At 64.0% G+C, this 17324-nt stretch carries 19 protein-coding genes and 1 riboswitch; of the genes, 6 read left to right on the plus strand and 13 right to left on the minus strand.

Annotation, left to right across the window (positions count from 1 at the left end):
- Positions 1-130 precede the first annotated feature (130 nt).
- The 6 genes from IG197_RS09600 to IG197_RS09620 all read left to right on the plus strand — a co-directional run bounded on the left by IG197_RS09600 (position 131) and on the right by IG197_RS09620 (position 4743).
- Entirely contained in the window at positions 131-475 is a 345-nt protein-coding gene (locus tag IG197_RS09600) for a hypothetical protein (protein ID WP_192318481.1), read from the plus strand.
- A gap of 895 nt (positions 476-1370) precedes the next feature.
- Positions 1371-1563: riboswitch (cobalamin riboswitch) on the plus strand.
- Between the two features lie 114 nt (positions 1564-1677).
- A complete protein-coding gene (locus IG197_RS09605) occupies positions 1678-2457 on the plus strand; it encodes a (2Fe-2S) ferredoxin domain-containing protein (RefSeq protein ID WP_246765348.1) in 780 nt (259 codons plus the stop codon).
- A 169-nt stretch (positions 2458-2626) separates the two neighbouring features.
- On the plus strand, positions 2627-2752 hold the full coding sequence (locus tag IG197_RS36645) for a hypothetical protein (protein WP_256441242.1): 126 nt from the start codon (positions 2627-2629) through the stop codon (positions 2750-2752).
- Between the two features lie 68 nt (positions 2753-2820).
- Entirely contained in the window at positions 2821-3147 is a 327-nt protein-coding gene (locus tag IG197_RS09610) for a hypothetical protein (RefSeq protein ID WP_192318483.1), read from the plus strand.
- Positions 3148-3308: 161 nt separating this feature from the next.
- On the plus strand, positions 3309-3521 hold the full coding sequence (locus IG197_RS09615) for a hypothetical protein (protein ID WP_192318485.1): 213 nt from the start codon (positions 3309-3311) through the stop codon (positions 3519-3521).
- A gap of 298 nt (positions 3522-3819) precedes the next feature.
- Positions 3820-4743, plus strand: coding sequence for a fatty acid desaturase (locus IG197_RS09620; RefSeq protein WP_246765349.1), 924 nt, complete (start codon positions 3820-3822; stop codon positions 4741-4743).
- An 89-nt stretch (positions 4744-4832) separates the two neighbouring features.
- On the opposite strand, the gene IG197_RS09625 is transcribed toward IG197_RS09620, so the two are convergent.
- The 13 genes from IG197_RS09625 to IG197_RS09685 form a co-directional block, all read right to left on the minus strand.
- Positions 4833-5087, minus strand: a complete 255-nt coding sequence (locus tag IG197_RS09625; protein ID WP_067967117.1) for a GlsB/YeaQ/YmgE family stress response membrane protein — start codon at positions 5085-5087, stop codon at positions 4833-4835.
- A gap of 162 nt (positions 5088-5249) precedes the next feature.
- Positions 5250-5438, minus strand: coding sequence for a YegP family protein (locus tag IG197_RS09630; protein ID WP_067965471.1), 189 nt, complete (start codon positions 5436-5438; stop codon positions 5250-5252).
- A gap of 162 nt (positions 5439-5600) precedes the next feature.
- Entirely contained in the window at positions 5601-6104 is a 504-nt protein-coding gene (locus IG197_RS09635; RefSeq protein ID WP_185910217.1) for an L-2-amino-thiazoline-4-carboxylic acid hydrolase, read from the minus strand.
- A complete protein-coding gene (locus IG197_RS09640; RefSeq protein ID WP_192318488.1) occupies positions 6101-6907 on the minus strand; it encodes a dipeptide/oligopeptide/nickel ABC transporter ATP-binding protein in 807 nt (268 codons plus the stop codon). The genes IG197_RS09635 and IG197_RS09640 overlap by 4 nt, the downstream gene beginning before the upstream one ends.
- Positions 6904-7680 (minus strand): ABC transporter ATP-binding protein, encoded by a 777-nt coding sequence (locus IG197_RS09645; protein WP_192318490.1) that lies wholly within the window; start codon positions 7678-7680, stop codon positions 6904-6906. Before IG197_RS09645 ends, IG197_RS09640 begins: the two co-directional genes overlap by 4 nt.
- Positions 7677-8504 (minus strand): ABC transporter permease, encoded by an 828-nt coding sequence (locus tag IG197_RS09650; protein WP_192318492.1) that lies wholly within the window; start codon positions 8502-8504, stop codon positions 7677-7679. The genes IG197_RS09645 and IG197_RS09650 overlap by 4 nt, the downstream gene beginning before the upstream one ends.
- Positions 8501-9487 (minus strand): ABC transporter permease, encoded by a 987-nt coding sequence (locus IG197_RS09655; RefSeq protein WP_067965484.1) that lies wholly within the window; start codon positions 9485-9487, stop codon positions 8501-8503. The genes IG197_RS09650 and IG197_RS09655 overlap by 4 nt, the downstream gene beginning before the upstream one ends.
- A gap of 272 nt (positions 9488-9759) precedes the next feature.
- Positions 9760-11367 (minus strand): ABC transporter substrate-binding protein, encoded by a 1608-nt coding sequence (locus IG197_RS09660; RefSeq protein ID WP_192318494.1) that lies wholly within the window; start codon positions 11365-11367, stop codon positions 9760-9762.
- A gap of 342 nt (positions 11368-11709) precedes the next feature.
- Positions 11710-12537: an ABC transporter ATP-binding protein gene (locus tag IG197_RS09665; protein ID WP_067965486.1), complete on the minus strand. Its 828-nt coding sequence runs from the start codon at positions 12535-12537 to the stop codon at positions 11710-11712.
- Entirely contained in the window at positions 12534-13385 is an 852-nt protein-coding gene (locus tag IG197_RS09670; RefSeq protein ID WP_192318495.1) for an ABC transporter ATP-binding protein, read from the minus strand. Before IG197_RS09670 ends, IG197_RS09665 begins: the two co-directional genes overlap by 4 nt.
- Before the next feature lies 1 nt (position 13386).
- Positions 13387-14295: an ABC transporter permease subunit gene (locus tag IG197_RS09675; protein ID WP_067965488.1), complete on the minus strand. Its 909-nt coding sequence runs from the start codon at positions 14293-14295 to the stop codon at positions 13387-13389.
- Positions 14296-14304: 9 nt separating this feature from the next.
- Positions 14305-15309, minus strand: coding sequence for an ABC transporter permease subunit (locus tag IG197_RS09680; protein ID WP_192318497.1), 1005 nt, complete (start codon positions 15307-15309; stop codon positions 14305-14307).
- Between the two features lie 110 nt (positions 15310-15419).
- Positions 15420-17015, minus strand: coding sequence for an ABC transporter substrate-binding protein (locus IG197_RS09685; RefSeq protein WP_192318499.1), 1596 nt, complete (start codon positions 17013-17015; stop codon positions 15420-15422).
- Between the last annotated feature and the right edge of the window lie 309 nt (positions 17016-17324).

The raw sequence follows: 17324 nt of genomic DNA on the forward strand, positions 1-17324 counted from the left end.
CGCCCTCAATTCAGGCAACTTTGTTTCCTTATGATAAAGAGGCGTATTCCTAGGTTGGTGTTCTGCCACCGCCCCTTGCGGAATCAGCCCTGTCGGTGTTGATGGACGGATGTTTAGCAAGGACTCATAGATGAAGGCCAAACTGCTCGCTGCGGTGACGATGCTCGCAGTTGCCGGCTGTGCATCCCAGCCTGCCGACTATGCCACCACACTCTCCGCCAAGGATCCCAAATGGCGGTCAGCGGACTGCACGAAAGCTCGAGTTGAGGCGGCGAACTACGCAGCGCAAGAGAAAGAAACGCTGAGCGTATCGGCAGGGCTGCTGCTTGGCCCATACGGGCTCGGCATCGCCATGGCCGGTAAGGAACATCGCGCCAAGATGCGCAAGCAATTCGCCCGGAACATGCATCTGAAATGCTCGAGCAAGCCCCTTCCGGCCAGCCTGGCGAGCAGCGCGGACACCGCGAAGCGGTAACTTCAGTCCTCACTGCCAACGGCGCGCATGTGCGGCAAGCTCGTCGCGCGCCTGCTCCAATGCCTCCGGCGAAGCGTTCGCCCACGCGGTGAGCCGCCGCCGCGCACATCATCGACACCTCCGATCCTCACCTGTGGCTGTCGCGATTGCATGCCGGGCCACATTGGTGGGGTGCCCACGAAAACAGGCCAAAGCTGCTCTGCAATCATTCTGGCGACCCGCCTGGTGGCCGTTTCCAGCGTCTCACGTTGGCGGTAACTCACGACACTCGCCGGTGTCCTGGCAACGCACCGGTGGACGGCCGCTCAGATTGCCCTGAACGGGCTCGACGCCGCTTGCGATCCAGCCGCTCTACACGAGAAGTTGAACGACCGCGCCGTCCGCTCGCTGGCGTTGGTTGACCTTACGTTAGGAACCTCTAAACGACCTACAGGCTCACCTCGTCCTTACCCCACCTTGGACCACCCGAGCTTAGCGCCCGCCCTGCCCCCCCAATCAATGGGCGGGCGCGTCCCCTCGCACATCCGATGTCGCGCAGACAAGCTTATCAGCCGCGGACGCCTTCACATCGCAGCTGCGAGCTTCCCGCTTCATATCGACGCCGGTTGCCGATTTTCATGTCGATATGCCTCGGGCAGGCGCCGTTCGCCTTGTGCGGTTTGCACAGAAGGCAGCCGGCCCTGGCATTCCTGGGCTTATTCCGCTTGTGGTGCATGTCCATCTCCGGTCTCTACCGGTGCGCCCCGATGGCGCACGGTCATGATCGGAAGGGCTGCTTGGCAATCGTCGTCCATCGCCGGACCATGTGCAGCAACACCAAGCGATCGCAAGGCAGCGCATTGCTGGCCTAGGTACTTGTCCATCGACAACCCTTGACTTGCGTCTGCCCGCATATAGCTTGCCGCGCGGTTATGGTTCTTCTGCTTTCGGGCGGAAGCTAAGAGGGAATTCGGTGCGAAACCGAAGCTGCCCCGCAACTGTAAGCGGTGAGCCGCATTGCCGATTGTGTCACTGGCCGACGGCCGGGAAGGCAGGCAATGAGCCGAGACCCGCGAGCCAGGAGACCTGCCTGACCGAGTGATGTTTCGTGGGCGGGGTGTACCACCGGAGCGCAGGTTCGTGCAGGCGGCGCTATCGGCCATCGCCTTTCACCAACATGCGTTGCGACAATCCCGACCGCAGTCAGGCCAGGGATCGATCGTTTGCACAATACCGAAGTTGAGACCGCGCAGTCCCAGGCCAGACGTGCCATCGTGCTCGTCGCCAGGTCGGCCTTTGCTGCCGCGCCCTACAGGCAGATGCAGCAGCTCTGTGATCTCGCCGCGGCGTTGCCCGGCGTCGATCACACCAGCTTCGGCTTCACCGAACAAGGCACGCCGTCGCTGCGCGAGGCGCTTGCGGCACTTCGCCAGCAGGATTTCTCCGATATCCTCATCCTGCCGCTGATGCTGCCGATCGAGCCCAGCTTCAATGCCTGGCTCACCAAGTCGCTGCGCCGGTGGCAGGCCGAGGACGCGGCACCTTGGCCGACGGTGCGCATCGCGCGGGGCCTCGCCGAAAGCCCGCTGCTGGCTGCAATGATGGCCGACCTCGTCACCGGCGCCGACGCGACGCCGCCCATCCCGCCGCTCGACAGGCTGGCGCCGGAGGGCTCGCTCGTGCCGGCGCAGAAACGCCGCGTGCTGGTCTGCCAGGGCGGCCCGTGCAATGCCGCCGGCGCGGACCTGATCTGGGGCCACCTGCGCAACCAGCAGGACCGCCAGAAGCTGCGCGTGACCGGCGACGGCACGATGAGCGCCAAATCGACCTGCCTTGGCCCCTGTAACCTGGCACCGGTGCTGCAGGTCTTTCCCGAAGGCACCTATTACGGCGGGGTCACCGAGGCCGCCGTCGACCGCATAGTCACCGAACATCTGCTCGGCGGCGCGGTGGTCGACGACTTTGCCTACCACCCCACCGGCCGCAAGCAGGTGCTGCGGTGAAGGCCCATTGAAAACAAGGGGGATCGTGTCGTTCCGCCACCATCTGCTTTTCGCCCCTGCCTTTTGTCGGCCTGGACAGCGACATGCTGTTCTGCCGTGAACCTGATCTGGCACTGGAAGTTGCTGCGGCCGCCCTTCGGCTCCGTCGACGTCAAGGGCATGTGCACATATGGCCGCGACGACCGATCCTCGGGACGGTTATTGGCAGGCGCCGTCCCGGACTTTGGGCGTCGACTACGACCTGGTGCCGATGATCGAGACCACCGTCGACAAGGCTGGGGTCAAAGCGAGCTAATATGGCGGCCTCGTCGTGGTTCGGCGAGAAGACCGTATCCTCGGCTACTCGGCTGTTTCGAGCGTTCGGTGGCAGCAAAGCTCGCGCCCAATGTCAGCCATCGTGTCGAGGCGGGCCACGGGGTCGTTTCCGCCCGGGGAAGCGAGCTGTGGGACAGTTCGCAGGCCTGCCTGTCGCTGGCCATGCCGGGCAGCGGCCTGACGATGCGCACCTTGTCGGCACCGCACAACTTTCCGCACCACCTGTTCGACCCGATTCCGGCCGAACAGCAACGCTTGCCGTTGTCGATCGTCCACTATCACGACGTCTTTACCAGGCACGGCGCGCAATCCGCTGCTCAACGGATCGACGGATGTTCCCGCCGATATCCGCCACTGGCTGGAAGCCAAGGCTGAAACGCTCAGCAGCGGCAGCGGCGCCTGGGGTCGTCGGGCACAGGTCCGATGGGATGACACAGCCTGTTGCGATCCACGTCAATCCATCGATCTAATTGACCCAAGGGAAACATCAGCGACTATTGCGCAGGGCTAGATCAGTTCAGTGGGCGGTGGCAGTCATGGCAATTCAAGTATCCTATTCGCGGCGTGATGTCCGCGAAGAGTTGGTGCGTCGGCGCGAGACTTACATCGCGGCGCAAAGATCTCTGTCACCGCCTTCGCCGCGGGGATATGGCAACATGGAATGCGTCCATTGTCATAATCGCTTCATCGGCGTCACCGCTGCCGCCTGGAAGTTCGGCCTCTGCGACGACTGCCTGCATCACGACTGATTGTCCAGCCAGCGCAGCTCCCTTTGCGGGAGTTCCAGCGCCTGGATCGACGGCTGTGGAACTTCCGTGTCCGCGGCGTCCCAGGCACATTCTTGGGCGATCTACCTTCCCCGATGATCCGGCCAACCCCGCATCCGCAAAAGCAGTAGGTCGCCGCCACGGCCCACCGTCCACATTCATATTTCGGGGTAATTCCAAACGTACCTTGACCCTGAATTAGAAACTGCGCAACCTCGCCCGAAACGGAGGAGGCGGCTCGATCGTGGGGAAGCGATCCGGGCCGCAAATGGGAGCATCTATGTCCGACCAGATCGCGGCGTCGTCCGCCACGCCCGCAATTGCGCGCCGACCGCTTCTGGCCCGCATCGACTGGCTCAATTTGAGCGGCCTCGCCTTCTATCATGTCGTCGCGCTCTACGCCTTGCTGCCCTGGTTCTTCAGCTGGACCGGCGTCATCCTCTGCATCGCCGGCATCTATGTCTTCGGCACGCTCGGCATCAACCTCTGCTACCACAGGCTTCTCACCCATCGCGGCTTCACCTGCCCGAAATGGCTCGAGCACGGGCTTGCGATCATCGCCGTCTGCGCCTTCCAGGACACGCCGGCGCGCTGGGTTGCGGTGCACCGCCGCCACCATGAGCACGCCGACGAGGAGCCGGATCCGCACAGCCCGATCGTCACCTTCCTCTGGGCCCATATCGGCTGGCTGCTGGTCAAGTCGCCCGACATGGAGCGCATGCAGATCTACGGCCGCTACGCCAAAGACATCGTTCGCGACCCGTTCTACCGCAAGCTCGACAAGCCGCATGTCTATCTCGGCATCATCATCGCGTCCTGGGCAGCTTTCTTCGGCGGCGGCGTCGCCGCGAGCCTGATCACCGGCGGCACGACTGACGAGGCGATCCAGCTCGGCCTCAGCCTGCTCGTCTGGGGCGTGTTCGCGCGCACCGTGATTACCTGGCACATCACCTGGTCGGTCAATTCGGTCACCCATGTCTGGGGCTACCGCAACTACGACACGACAGACGACAGCACCAACAACGTCATCGTCGGCCTGCTCAGCAATGGCGAGGGCTGGCACAACAACCACCACGCCGACCCGCGCTCGGCCCGCCACGGCCACCACTGGTGGGAATTCGACGTCACCTACCTGACCATCAGGTTGCTCGGCGTGCTCGGACTGGCGAGCAAGATCGCAGAGCCGCGGAAGCGCGCCGACTAGCGCCGCCAGACCTTTTCAAGAGGGGACAAAAAAGATCGCCGGCGAAGCTGTGCTTGCCGGCGATCGCAACTACGTCTCGGGTGGTTTCGCTAGGCTTGTTTCACCAGTCTGAGCAGTACGAGCAGGATCACCGCGCCGATGGTGGCATGGATGATGGCAGCTATGATGCCCGAGCCCAGGCTGATGCCGATCGTCGGAAGCAGCCAGCCGGCGATCAGCGCGCCGACGATACCGACCACGATGTTGCCGATCAGGCCGAAGCCGTAGCCCTTGACCAACTGGCCGGCGAGCCAGCCGGCAACGGCGCCGACGATCAGGAAGACGAGCAAGCTTTCGATACCCATTTGTCTCTCCAGGTTCTGGCGCATCGGCCGGAGCACGTCACGAGCCACGATGCGCAGTTGCAACGACCAGCGCATGATCGACAAGCAGGCAGCCAGAGATCATGCTGGAACAACAGGCTGGAGACGGGCCGACCTATCGGCCCGCCGTGGAAATGCCGCCCGTCAGGCGACCGCCGTGGTCTGATCCTCCACCGTGGCGCCGGGCGTGTTCTTCTTGATCGACTCGATCGCCTTCAGCGCCGATGCCTTGGCCGAATAGCCTTCCGAGCTGAACATCACCTCGCCATTGGAAGCCCTGAAGCGGAACCGAAACTCGCCGCCCTTGTCCTTGTAGACCTCGAATTTGTACATCGCATTTCCCCGTATGTGCCGATCCGCGACTCACGCCGCTGACGAATCGTCGCACGACGGCAACCCGAGGAAAAGCGCGAAGCGATTTTCGCGACGCAAACGCACCAATACAACCGCCAAGGCCCATCGCCGCTGCACCCGTCAGCCGCGCCAAGTGCGATCTCAGATATCGCGGTCGGTCAGGCAGATGTGGCAGCAGCCGGAGCCATGGCCCGGCTTCCAGGTGACGTTTTCGAAGCGCACACCGGTCGCCTCGAACAGGCCGCGGTCGAAAGCGCCGGCGATCCGGCACAAGGTCGCCAGCCTGTCGTCGCCGACACCGGCCCCCACCCAGGCGTCCTTGAGCGGACAGCGCTTGACCTTGAAGGCGATGTGATGGTCGCTGCGCTCGACATCGGTGGGGTACATGCGCCCGCCATCCGGACTGACGGCCAGGAAGGCCTCGCCGATGGCGCGCGCATCGTTCGGCCCGAAGCTGGCGAACGCCACCTGTGCGACCTCGCGGCCGCGCTTCTCAATCGCCCTCACCAGGACTTCTTCCGCCTTGGCGTCGCCAAGCTCGGCGGCAAGTTCATCCAGCATCAGCCGGTAGAGATCGGCGCGGTTGCGAAAGGCGGAGTCAAGTTCGGCAGCGAGCTTTTCGGCGCGCATGGCATGTTCGGTCACGAAACGGTCTCCTTGAAAACAGGCAACCTTGGGAACACAGGCAGTTCCGGCGTGGCCGCCACCAGCGCCCGGCCCGTGGCCGAGGCGGGCGCGGCTATCACGGCGGCGGCGTCGCCCTCTTCGACGATACGACCGCTGTCCATGATCGCGATGCGGTGGGCTACGGCGCGCACCGCACCAAGGTCGTGGGAGATGAAGAGATAGGCGACGCCCTCGTCCCGTTGCAGCTCGGCAAGCAGGTTGAGGATGTCGCCGCGCACCAGCACGTCCAGCGCCGACAACGCTTCGTCGAGCACGATCAGCGCCGGCCGGGCAGCAAGCGCGCGCGCGATCGCCACGCGCTGGCGCTGGCCGCCCGATATTTCGTGCACGCGACGGCTGGCGAGCTCGGCGGCGAGACCGACACGCTCCAGCAGCGCTGCGATTGCCTTGGGTCGATCGGCGCGCCCGACGATGCCGTGAATGCGCAGCGGATCGTCGATCAGGCGGGCCACCGTGGCGCGCGGGTTGAATGCCGCCAGCGGATCCTGGAACACCATCTGCAGCTTCGTCCGGGTGGCCCTCAAGGCTGCCCCCCGCAATCCCAACAGTTCCTCGCCGTTGAAGCGGATGCTGCCGGCATCGGGCTCGACCAGCCGCAGCAGGATACGCGCCACCGTCGACTTGCCCGAGCCGGAGGGTCCGACCAGCGCCAGCGTCTCCCCCGGCGCAATAGAAAAGGAAATGCCATCGAGGGCGGAGAAATCCCTGTCGCCGCGCCAGTAGCGCTTCGACAGCCCCTCGACCTGCAGCAGCGCGCTCATCGGCTGGCACCAGAATGGGCTTTCAGCCCCAGATGTGCCGCCAGCAGCGCGCGGCTGTAGTCGCTCCTTGGCCGCGCCAGCAACTCGGCCGTCGCCGCCATTTCGACCATGCGGCCGTGACGGAACACGGCGATGCGGTCGGCCAGGTTGGCGGCAAGTGCTATGTCATGGCTGACGAACAGCAGCGCCATGCCATCCTCGGCCACGAGCCGGCGGATCAGCGCCACGATCTCGGCCTGGACGATGGTGTCGAGCGCGCTCGTCGCTTCGTCGGCGATCAGCAGTTTCGGACACGCCACGATGGCCGCTGCGATCACCACGCGCTGTTTCTGTCCGCCCGACAACTGATGCGGATATGCCCGCGCCAGCGCCTCGGGCTCCGGCAATTTCACCCTGTCCAGCAGTTCGACCGCCAGCCGCCGTGCAGCACCCCAGTCGATGTCGAGATTGGCGTGCGCCACCTCGGCGACCTGGTCGCCGACCGACATGACCGGATCGAGGCTCGAAGCCGGATCCTGGAAGACGAAGCCGATGTCGCGGCCGTTGCGCGCCGGATGATCGAGCCCCGGCCATGCGACGGTGCCCTGAAGTCTCGCCGTCTGCGGCAGCAGCCCTGATATGGCCCGGGCCAGCGTACTTTTGCCCGAGCCACTCTCGCCGATGATCGCCAGCCTTTCGCCGGCGGCCAGATCGAGGTCGACGCCTTCGAGCGCCGGCGCCACTGCGCCGTTGTAGCACACGCCGAGACCACGCAGTTCGAGCAGCGGCTTCATGCCTGCCCCTCCCGTGCCGCCGTGCCTTCAACCACGCCTTCGCCGGCGAGGTAGACGCCGAGGACTGAAAGCACCAGCGCGACACCGGGGATGACGGAGAGGTAAGGCGCCGACCGCAGCACCGCCCTGCCCTCCGCGATCATGCCGCCCCAGGTGACGCGGTTGGGGTCGCCGAGACCGAGGAAGGACAGCGCCGCCTCGGTCAGGATGGCGGCGGCAACGATTACCGACGACAGCGCCAAGACCGGTGGCAACGCATTGGGCAGCACCTCGCGGAAGGCGATCTCGACCGGATGCATGCCGATCACCCGCGCCGAAGCGACATAGTCGCGCTCGCGGATCGACAGCACTTCGGCACGCGCGATGCGCGTCGGGCCGGTCCAGGCGCTGAGCGCGATCGCTGCCACCACGACCGAAAGCGACGGCCCGACGACACTGACCAGCGCCAGCGACAGCAAGAAGCCCGGCACTGTCTGGAAGGCGTCGGTGATACGCATCAGCACTTCGTCGACAAGCCCGCCGGTAAAGCCGGCCACCGTGCCGACGATGCTGCCGACGAGGATCGAGGCGGCAGCGGCAGCAAGCCCGACGGCCAGCGAGGTGCGGGCGCCATGGAACAGCCCAGCGACCACATCGCGGCCAAGGCGGTCAGTGCCGAGCGGCAGGGCCCAGTCCTGGAACGGGGGCAAGAGCGGCTGGCCGGCAATCGCCAGCGGGTCGCGTGGGAACAGCCACGGCGCGGCGACTGCCATGGCGACAAGCAGGCCAAGGATGACCAGGCCGGCGGCGGCCTCCGGCGTGCGAAACAGACGAGAGAGGCTCATGCTTTGACCTCGCTCGCGCCAACGCGCGGGTCGAGCACGGCATAGGCGATGTCGACAAGCAGGTTGATGACGATCACCAGGAAGGCGCTGACCAGAATGATGCCGATCAGCAGCGGCGTGTCACGCGAGCCCACGGCCTCTTGCGCCAGCCGGCCGAGACCCGGCACCGAAAACACGCTTTCGATCACCACGCTGCCGCCCAGCATCTGCGCCGACTGCAGGCCGAGCATGGTGACCAGCGGCAGCAGCGCGTTGCGCGCGACATGGGCGAGCACGATGCGCCGCCTGGGGATGCCGCGCGCACGGGCGGCCAGGGTAAAGTCCATGCGCCAGACCTCGGCCATGCCGGCCCGCATCATTCTGAGATAGAGCGCGAGATAGATCAGGCCGAGGCTCGTCACCGGCAGCACCATGTGCCTGGCGATGTCGAGCATGCGGGCGATGCCGGTCTTGCCGGAGGCGATGGTCTCCATGCCCGAGAGCGGCAGCCAGCGCAGCTCGACCGAAAAGACGATGGTCAGCACCAGCGCCAGCCAGAAGCCGGGCACGGCATAGAGCGCCAGCGAACCGATCGACAGAAGCCGGTCGCGGGCGCTGCCTGGCCGCGCGCCAGCCAGGATGCCGAGCGTGGTGCCAAGCGCGAAGGACAGCGCCGTTGCCGCCCCCATCAAAAGCAGCGTGTTCGGCAGCCGCTCCAGCACAACGTCGAGCACCGGGCGGGAGAAGGCGACCGAGTGGCCGAGATCAAGATGGAGCAGCGCCCAGAGATAGGCGGCGAGCCGCGTCATCGGCGAGGCATCGAGGCCCCAGCTGGTCCGCAGCGCCTCGATCATGCCGGCGTCGCCGCCGACCGAGGCGACGTAAGCATCGACAGCGTCGCCGGGCGCCGCCTCGAGCAGCAGGAACGAGCCGACAACCACGATCAGCAGCACCGGAATGCTGCCGATCAGCCGGCGCTTCAACAGGCCCCAGGCGCGATTCATTACCCTGCCCCTTGTGGGGAAAGTGCCCCGAGCAGCCCGTTGGGGGTTGCCGGAGTGAAGAAATTGCCCCCACCCCTAGCCCCCCACAAGGGGAAGGGGAATTCTGGGGTCGCCTGCCCCGTCAAGATGAACCGCGCGCCAAATGAAGGGCACGCGGCATCATGTCCCCTTACGCTCTGTGGGGAGGCGTAAGGGGTGGCGGTAGGTTCAGGCACTGCGACTTCCAGGGGCATGCTCAGTAACGGATCATCATCCCAGCTCAGGCGATGATGTCACGTTTCGACATAGGTGTCCGCCCAGTTCGAGACCGCCCAGCGCGGGTTGTTCGACACGTTCTTCACCGTGTCGCGCGCGACGGTGATGAAGCCCCATTCGGCCACATTGATCAGCGGCAGGTCGGCCGCCACCTTCTTCTGGAACTGCTTGTAGAGCTCGATGCGCGCCGCCGGATCCAGCGTCTCCGCCGCCTTGGCGATCAGCGCGTCGAGTTCGTCGTTCTTGTAGCCGCCCTGGTTGGAGAAGGGCACACCGTCAGGAATACCCGACTGCACCAGGATCGTCGTCGAGATCGCCGGGTCGCCGCGGAACACCGGCGGGGCGATGGCGATGTCGAAGGCGTGCTCGGTGTAGACGGCCTTCTGGTGGGCGGCAGAATCGTTGTTGACGATCTCGGCATCGATGCCGACGGCGGCCAGCGCCTGGCGCAGATAGTCGCCGAACTGCCTGGTCTCGTTGAAATAGGGCGCCGGCAGAAGCTTGAGCGCAAAACGCTTGCCGTCATCCTTCTTCGGATAGCCGGCTTCATCCAGCAGTGCGTTCGCCTTGGCGACGTCGAAGCCATAGGTCGCAACATCAGGCGTGTAGAACTGCTTGTCGTTCTGCGGCACGATGCCGGTCGCCGGCTTGGCATAGCCCAGGAAGATCGTCTTGACGACGAAATCCTTGTCAATGGCATGGGCGATCGCCTGGCGCACCTTGAGGTCGGCCAGCTCCTTGCGGCGATGATTGATCTCGACCACCAGTTGGTAGGTCAACGCTTCGTAGCCTTCAGTGATGACCTTGATACCGGGAACCTTGGAGATGCGCTCGAGATCGGCCAACGGCACGGCAGAGAAAGCCGCAAGCTGGATCTCTTCCGCCTCCAGCGCGCCGGCGGCCGCGGCGCGGTCGGGCAGCACGCGATAGATGATCTCGTCGAGCTGAGGCTCGCCTTCGCCCCAGTATTTGTCGTAACGCTCCAGCCGGTAATATTCGCCCGCCTTGTGCTCGGCGAACTTGAAGGGTCCGGTGCCGATCGGCGCGTTATTGGCCGGGTTCTCGGCAATATCCTTGCCGTCATAGACATGCTTCGGCACCACCGACGTAAGCGCCGGCAGCGCGTTCTTGATCAGCTGCAGCGGCGTCGGCTTGGAGAACTTGAACACGGCGGTGTTTGCGTCCGGCGTCTCCACCGCCTCCAGGTTCTTGAACACGACGCGGCCGAGATTTTGCAGCGGCTTCCAGACATCGAGTGCCGAAAACGCCACGTCGGCCGAGCTGAATGGCTGACCGTCGTGCCAGGTCACGCCCTCGCGCAGCTTGAAGGTGACGGACAGGCCGTCGGCCGAACCTTCCCAGCTTGTCGCCAGCCGCGGCTCGAGCCCGTCCTCGCCGTCGAACGAGGCCTCCGCCAGCGGCTCGACTACCTTGCTCGCGACGAAAAACACGCCATTGGAGGCAACGATCGCCGGGTTCAGGTTGCGCGGCTCGGAATCTGCCGCAACGACCAGCCGGCGGCCCTTCTTTGCCTGCGCCCAGCCGATCGAGGGCAGTGCCGTCGAGGCCAGCAGGAACGCCGATCCCGCCAGAACCTTGCGTCTCGAAATCTCAAAACCCGCCATGTCGGCCTCCAAGCCCTCGGCACGGCGGCGTCGCCGGGCCCTGGTGCATGACGCCGAAAATCGGAATCGATTTTCGGAAAGGATCATGCACCGATCCAGAATTCACAACGTCCTTTGCGCGTCCAAGTGAGCGCGCGGCGCTGTAGTGATGATGGCCGGGATTATGATCCGGGAAAGCCTTTTTGCGAGAGACGAAATTGGCGTTTTGGGCCGCTGGCCCAAAACATTGTGCTACGTGCGCGGCCTATCAGTGCGAGAACAGGTCCGGAAAAGCTTCGGCCCGGAAACCGTTGTCGATTTCCGGGCCGAAGCAATGGTCGGTCAGTCATAGTCGCCAGCCGGTCAGGCGGCTTTCTTCCTGGCTAGGCGCGCGCGGATGCTCTCGACATCGGCACGCGGCGTCGCTGCAAACAGCGTCTTGGTATAGCTGTGCTTGGGGTCGGCGAAGACCTCGTCGCGGCTGCCATATTCGACCGCCTCGCCAAAATACATCACCATCACCTCATCGGCGATGTAGCGCACCACCGAAAGGTCGTGGCTGATGAAGACGTAGGTCAGCTGGAACTCGTCCTGCAGGTCTGCGAGCAGGTTCAGCACCTGGGCCTGCACCGACAGATCGAGCGCCGACACAGGCTCGTCCAGCACCAGCAGCTTCGGGTTCAGCATCAGCGCACGCGCGATGGCGATGCGCTGGCGCTGGCCGCCCGAGAACATATGCGGATAGCGGTTGTAATGCTTCTCTTCGAGGCCGACCTTCTTCAACAACGTCATCGCCCGGTCGCGGCGTTCGTCGGCCGGCGTCTTGGTGTTGATGACCAGCGGCTCGGTCAGGATGTCGCCGATCTTCTGGCGCGGATTGAGCGAGCCATAAGGGTTCTGGAACACGATCTGCACCTTGCGGCGCATCTCGGGCGTCAGGTCGCCCTTGGCGATGTCGACGGTCTTGCCTTCGATCAACAGCTCGCCCGACGTCGCCGGGTCGATCAGCGTCAGGATGCGGCCGAGCGTGGATTTGCCGCAGCCGCTTTCGCCGACGATCGCCAGCGTCTTGCCCTTCTCGACCTGGAAGCTCACGCCCTTGACGGCGTGAACGGTCTTGGCCTTCTTCAGAAAGCTGCCGGGCACGTGGTAGTCGCGCACGATGTTGCGCGCTTCGAGAATGACGCTCATCGTGCAGCTCCTTCCGCCTGGTCGTCGACGAACAGTTCCGAGATCGTCGGCAGGCGGTCGCCGGTCGCATTGTCAGGCAGTGCCGCCAAGAGCGCGCGCGTGTAGTTGCTCTTCGGGTTTTCGAACAGCGTCAGCACGTCGGCTTCTTCCATCTTGCGGCCCTTGTACTGCACGACCACACGGTCGGCAGTCTCGGCCACGACGCCCATGTTGTGGGTGATCATGATCAAGCCCATGCCATGGTCGGCCTGCAGCTTCATCAAGAGGTCGAGGATCTGCTTCTGGATCGTCACGTCGAGTGCTGTGGTCGGCTCGTCGGCGATGAGCAGCTTCGGATTGCAGGCAATCGCGATGGCGATCATCACGCGCTGGCACTGACCGCCGGACATCTGGTGCGGGTAGGAATTGAGACGCTCAGCCGGGTCTGGGATGCCAACCGCCTGGAACAGCTCGATCGCGCGCTTGCGGCGCGCAGCCTTGTCGAGGCCCATATGCACGCGCAGCACTTCCTCGATCTGGAAGCCGACGGTGAAGCACGGGTTGAGGCTCGCCACCGGCTCCTGGAAGATCATGGCAATGTCCTTGCCGATAATCTTGCGCCGTTCGTTTGCCGGCATTCCGAGCAGGTCGCGGCCGTTGAAGGTCAGCTTGTCGGCGGTGACCTTGGCCGTCCAGGGCAGCAAGCCCATCGCCGCCAGCATCGACACCGACTTGCCCGAGCCGGACTCGCCGACGATGGCGAGAACCTCGCCCTCGTGGACCTTCATCGAGACGCCGTTGACGGCACGGAAGGGACCGGAGGCCGTCTCGAACTCGACGACCAGGTTTTCGATTTCAAGAAGTGCCATCTCAGGACCTCTTCAGCTTGGGGTCGAGTGCGTCGCGCAGGCCATCGCCCATCAGGTTGATCGCCAGCACGGTGATCAGGATCGCCACGCCCGGAAGCGTCACCACCCACCACTTGCTCTGGATAAACTCGCGAGCCTCGGCCAGCATCGTGCCCCATTCCGGGGTCGGCGGCTGCGCGCCCATGCCGAGAAAGCCGAGTGCGGCGGCATCGAGAATGGCTGAAGAAAACGACAGCGTCGCCTGGACGATCAGCGGTGCCATGCAGTTCGGCAGGATGGTCTTGAACATCAGGCGGGTATGGCCGGCACCGGCCACCTTGGCGGCGACGACGTAGTCGCGGGTCTTTTCGCTCATCACCGCGGCGCGTGCCAGGCGCACGAAATGCGGCTGGTAGACGAGCGAGATGGCGATCATCGCGTTGACCAGGCCCGGCCCGAGGATCGCCACCAGCACCAGGGCCAGCAGCAGCGACGGGAAGGCCAGGATGATGTCCATCACGCGCATGATGGCGGTATCGACCCAGCCACGGAAATAGCCGGCGATGACGCCGAAGACGACGCCGACGACCAGCGACAGCGCCGTCACGATGACGCCGACGAAGAGCGAGAACTGGGTGCCGTAGACCAGGCGCGAAAGCATGTCGCGGCCGACGGCGTCGGTGCCGAGCAGAAAGTCGGCGCGGCCGCCCTCCTGCCAGACCGGCGGAACCAGAACCGCGTCGCGATATTGCTGGGTCGGATCATGCGGCGCGATCAGCGGTGCGAAGATCGCCAAGAGCACGAGGAAGATGAAGAACACGAGGCCGATGACGGCACCGCGGTTTTCGGAGAAGTAGTACCAGAACTCGGCCAGTCGCGCCCGGCGGGACGGATCGGTCGAGACAGCACTGGTTGCAGCAGCTTGAGACATCGTGCCCTCCTAGTGCCGGATACGCGGGTTGATGAGGCCGTACATCAGGTCGACCGCAAGGTTCACCAGCATGATCACGGCAGCGATCATGAGCAGGCCACCCTGGATGACGGCGTAGTCGCGCCGCGACACGGAATCGACCATCCACTTGCCGATGCCCGGCCAGGAGAAGATCGTCTCGGTCAGGATCGCCCCGGCCAGCATCACGCCGACCTGCAGGCCGACTGTCGTGACAACAGGGATCATGGCGTTGCGGAGCGCATGGACGCCGACGACACGGAAGGTCGACAGGCCCTTGGCGCGCGCGGTCCGTACATAGTCCTCGGACAGCACCTCCAGCATCGCGGAGCGCGTCTGGCGCGCGATGACGGCGAGCGGGATGGTGCCCAGAACGATGGTCGGAAGGATCAGGTGGCTGACGGCCGACTTGAAGGCGCCTGCCTGGCCTGAAAGCAGCGAGTCGATCAGCATGAAGCCGGTGACGGGCGGGAAATAGAACATCAGCGAGATGCGACCGGAGACGGGCGTCCAGCCGAGCATGCCCGAAACAAGCATGATCAGCAGCAGGCCCCACCAGAAGATCGGCATCGAGAAGCCGACAAGGGCGGTGCCCATCATCGCCTGGTCGGCGAAGGAACCGCGCTTGATCGCAGCGATGATGCCTGCCGGGACGCCGAGCACGACGGCGAAGATGATAGCGCAGAGTGACAGTTCGACCGTCGCCGGGAACAGTTCGAAGAACTGGTCGACGACAGGCCTCTTGGTGACGATCGAGGTGCCGAAATCGCCACGCACCACGCCCCAGAGATAGTCGAGGTACTGGATGACGATGGGCCGGTCGAAACCGAGCTGGGCGGAGATTTCCGCGTGGCGCTCCGGCGACATGACGCGCTCGCCGGAAAGCAGGGCGACTGGATCGCCGGGCAGCAGACGGATGAAGGAGAATGCGATGATGGAGACCCCGATGAATGTCGGGATCAGGACGGCGAGCCGTCCCAACAGGAACCGGAGCATGTCGAACCTTTAAGTGAATGTTCCGAGAAAAGGTAAGGGTAGCACAAAATGTGCATTGGGGCGCTTGTGATCCAAGCGCCCCAACCCAAGGTTGGCCTGTTTAGGCAACCTTACTCCGTGATGTCAACACCGTCGAAAGCGAAGTCGCCGAGCGGGCTCTGGACGAAGCCTTCGACGCCCTTGCGCATCGGAACGATCGACAGCGAGTGGTCGATCGTTGCCCAGGGAGCATCCTTCTTGAACAAGACCTGCGCCTGCTCGTAGAGCTTGGTGCGCTCGGCAATGTCGGAGGTCTCCTTGGCCTTCGTCACCAGATCGTCGAACTCCTTGTTGCACCACTGGGCGCGGTTGTTGCCGCCGACAGCGTCGCAACCGAGCAGGGTGTCGAGGAAGTTGTCCGGATCGCCATTGTCGCCGGTCCAGCCGAGCATGACGGCGCCGTCACGATCCTTGGCCTTCGACTTGTCGAGATATTCGGCCCACTCGTAGGAGACGATCTCGACCGTCACGCCAACCTTGGCGAAATCGGACTGGATCAGCTCCGCCGCGCGGCGGGCGTTGAGCATGTAGGGACGCGAAACCGGCATCGCCCAGACCTTCATCTTGAGGTCCTTGACGCCAGCGGCTTCAAGCCCCTTCTTCGATGCTTCCGGATCGTACTTGTCGTCTTCGACGGCCTTGTTGTACGACCACATGGTCGGCGGGATCGGGTTGGTCGCCGGCGTTGCAGCACCCTGGAACACGGCGTCGACGATGGCCTGCTTGTTGATGGCCTGGTTGAGCGCCTTGCGGACTTCCGGCTTGTCGAACGGAGCCTGGGTGGTGTTGTAGGCGAGGTAGGCGACGTTGAGGCCAGCCTGTTCCACGACCTTCAGGTTCGTATCGGCCTTCATCGCAGCCACGTCGGCAGCGTTCGGGAACGGCATCAGGTGGCATTCGCCGGCCTTCAGCTTCTGATAGCGAACCGAAGCGTCAGGGGTGATCGCAAAGACCAGGTCGTCGATCTTCTGCTTGCCGCCCCAGTAATCCGGGTTGGCCTTGTAGCGGATGATGGCGTCCTGCTGGTAAGCGACGAACGCGAACGGACCGGTGCCGAGCGGCATCTGGTTCATCTGGTTCATCTTGCCGTCAGCCTGCAGCTTGTCGGCATATTCCTTCGACACGATCGAAGCGAACGGCATCGCGATGTTGGCGAGGAACGGCGCTTCCTTGCGGGTCAGGGTGATCTTGACCGTCAGGTCGTCGACCTTCTCGACCGACTTGATCACTTCCGGGAAGCCCATGCCGGCAGCGTATTCCCACGAAGCGCCGGTCACGTACTTGTTCCAGGGATTGTCGGCCTTCAGCTGGCGCTCGAACGAGAAAACGACGTCGTCGGCGTTGAAGTCGCGGGTCGGCGTGAAGAACTCGGTGGTCTGGTACTTGACGCCTGGACGCAGCTTGAAGGTGTACTCGAGGCCGTCGTCGGAAACAGTGTAGCTCTCGGCCAGGCCCGGCTCGGTTTCGGTGGTGCCCTTCTTGAACTCGAGCAGGCGGTTGTAGACGGTGTGCGCGGCGGCGTCGAAGGTCGTACCGGCGGTATAGAGGCCCGGATCAAAGCCTTCCGGCGAACCTTCCGAGCAGTAGACGAACGTCTTTGCGCTCGCCGCACCGCTGAGGACGGTTGCAGCCAGCAACGCGGCCGCAAAGGTCGTTTTTTTCAACATTGAACACTCCCTATGATTTTTCCCAAGCCCTACCCGTCAGGCTCGCAGGCGCGCATATAAGCACCGTTTATCCAGCTTTGGAACTCCCCGCCTACCTGCCCTTTGGTAAGCAGAATAATTTACCCACAGATGCCTGCGAAATAGTCGAAAATTCGTGTTTTCCATTGGCCGGCCAGATATTTGCACTTCGCGTTAGATTCGCCGGCGACAGGTTTTATCATCGCGACCGATGGCAATTGCGGCGCTGTTGCTGGGCCGGGCCGATATAACTGCGAATCCTAAAATTCGTTCTGCGAGGTGACGTTGGGT

It is taken from the genome of Aminobacter sp. SR38 (genome assembly GCF_014843375.1).
In the GTDB taxonomy this organism is placed as follows: Bacteria; Pseudomonadota; Alphaproteobacteria; order Rhizobiales; family Rhizobiaceae; genus Aminobacter; species Aminobacter ciceronei.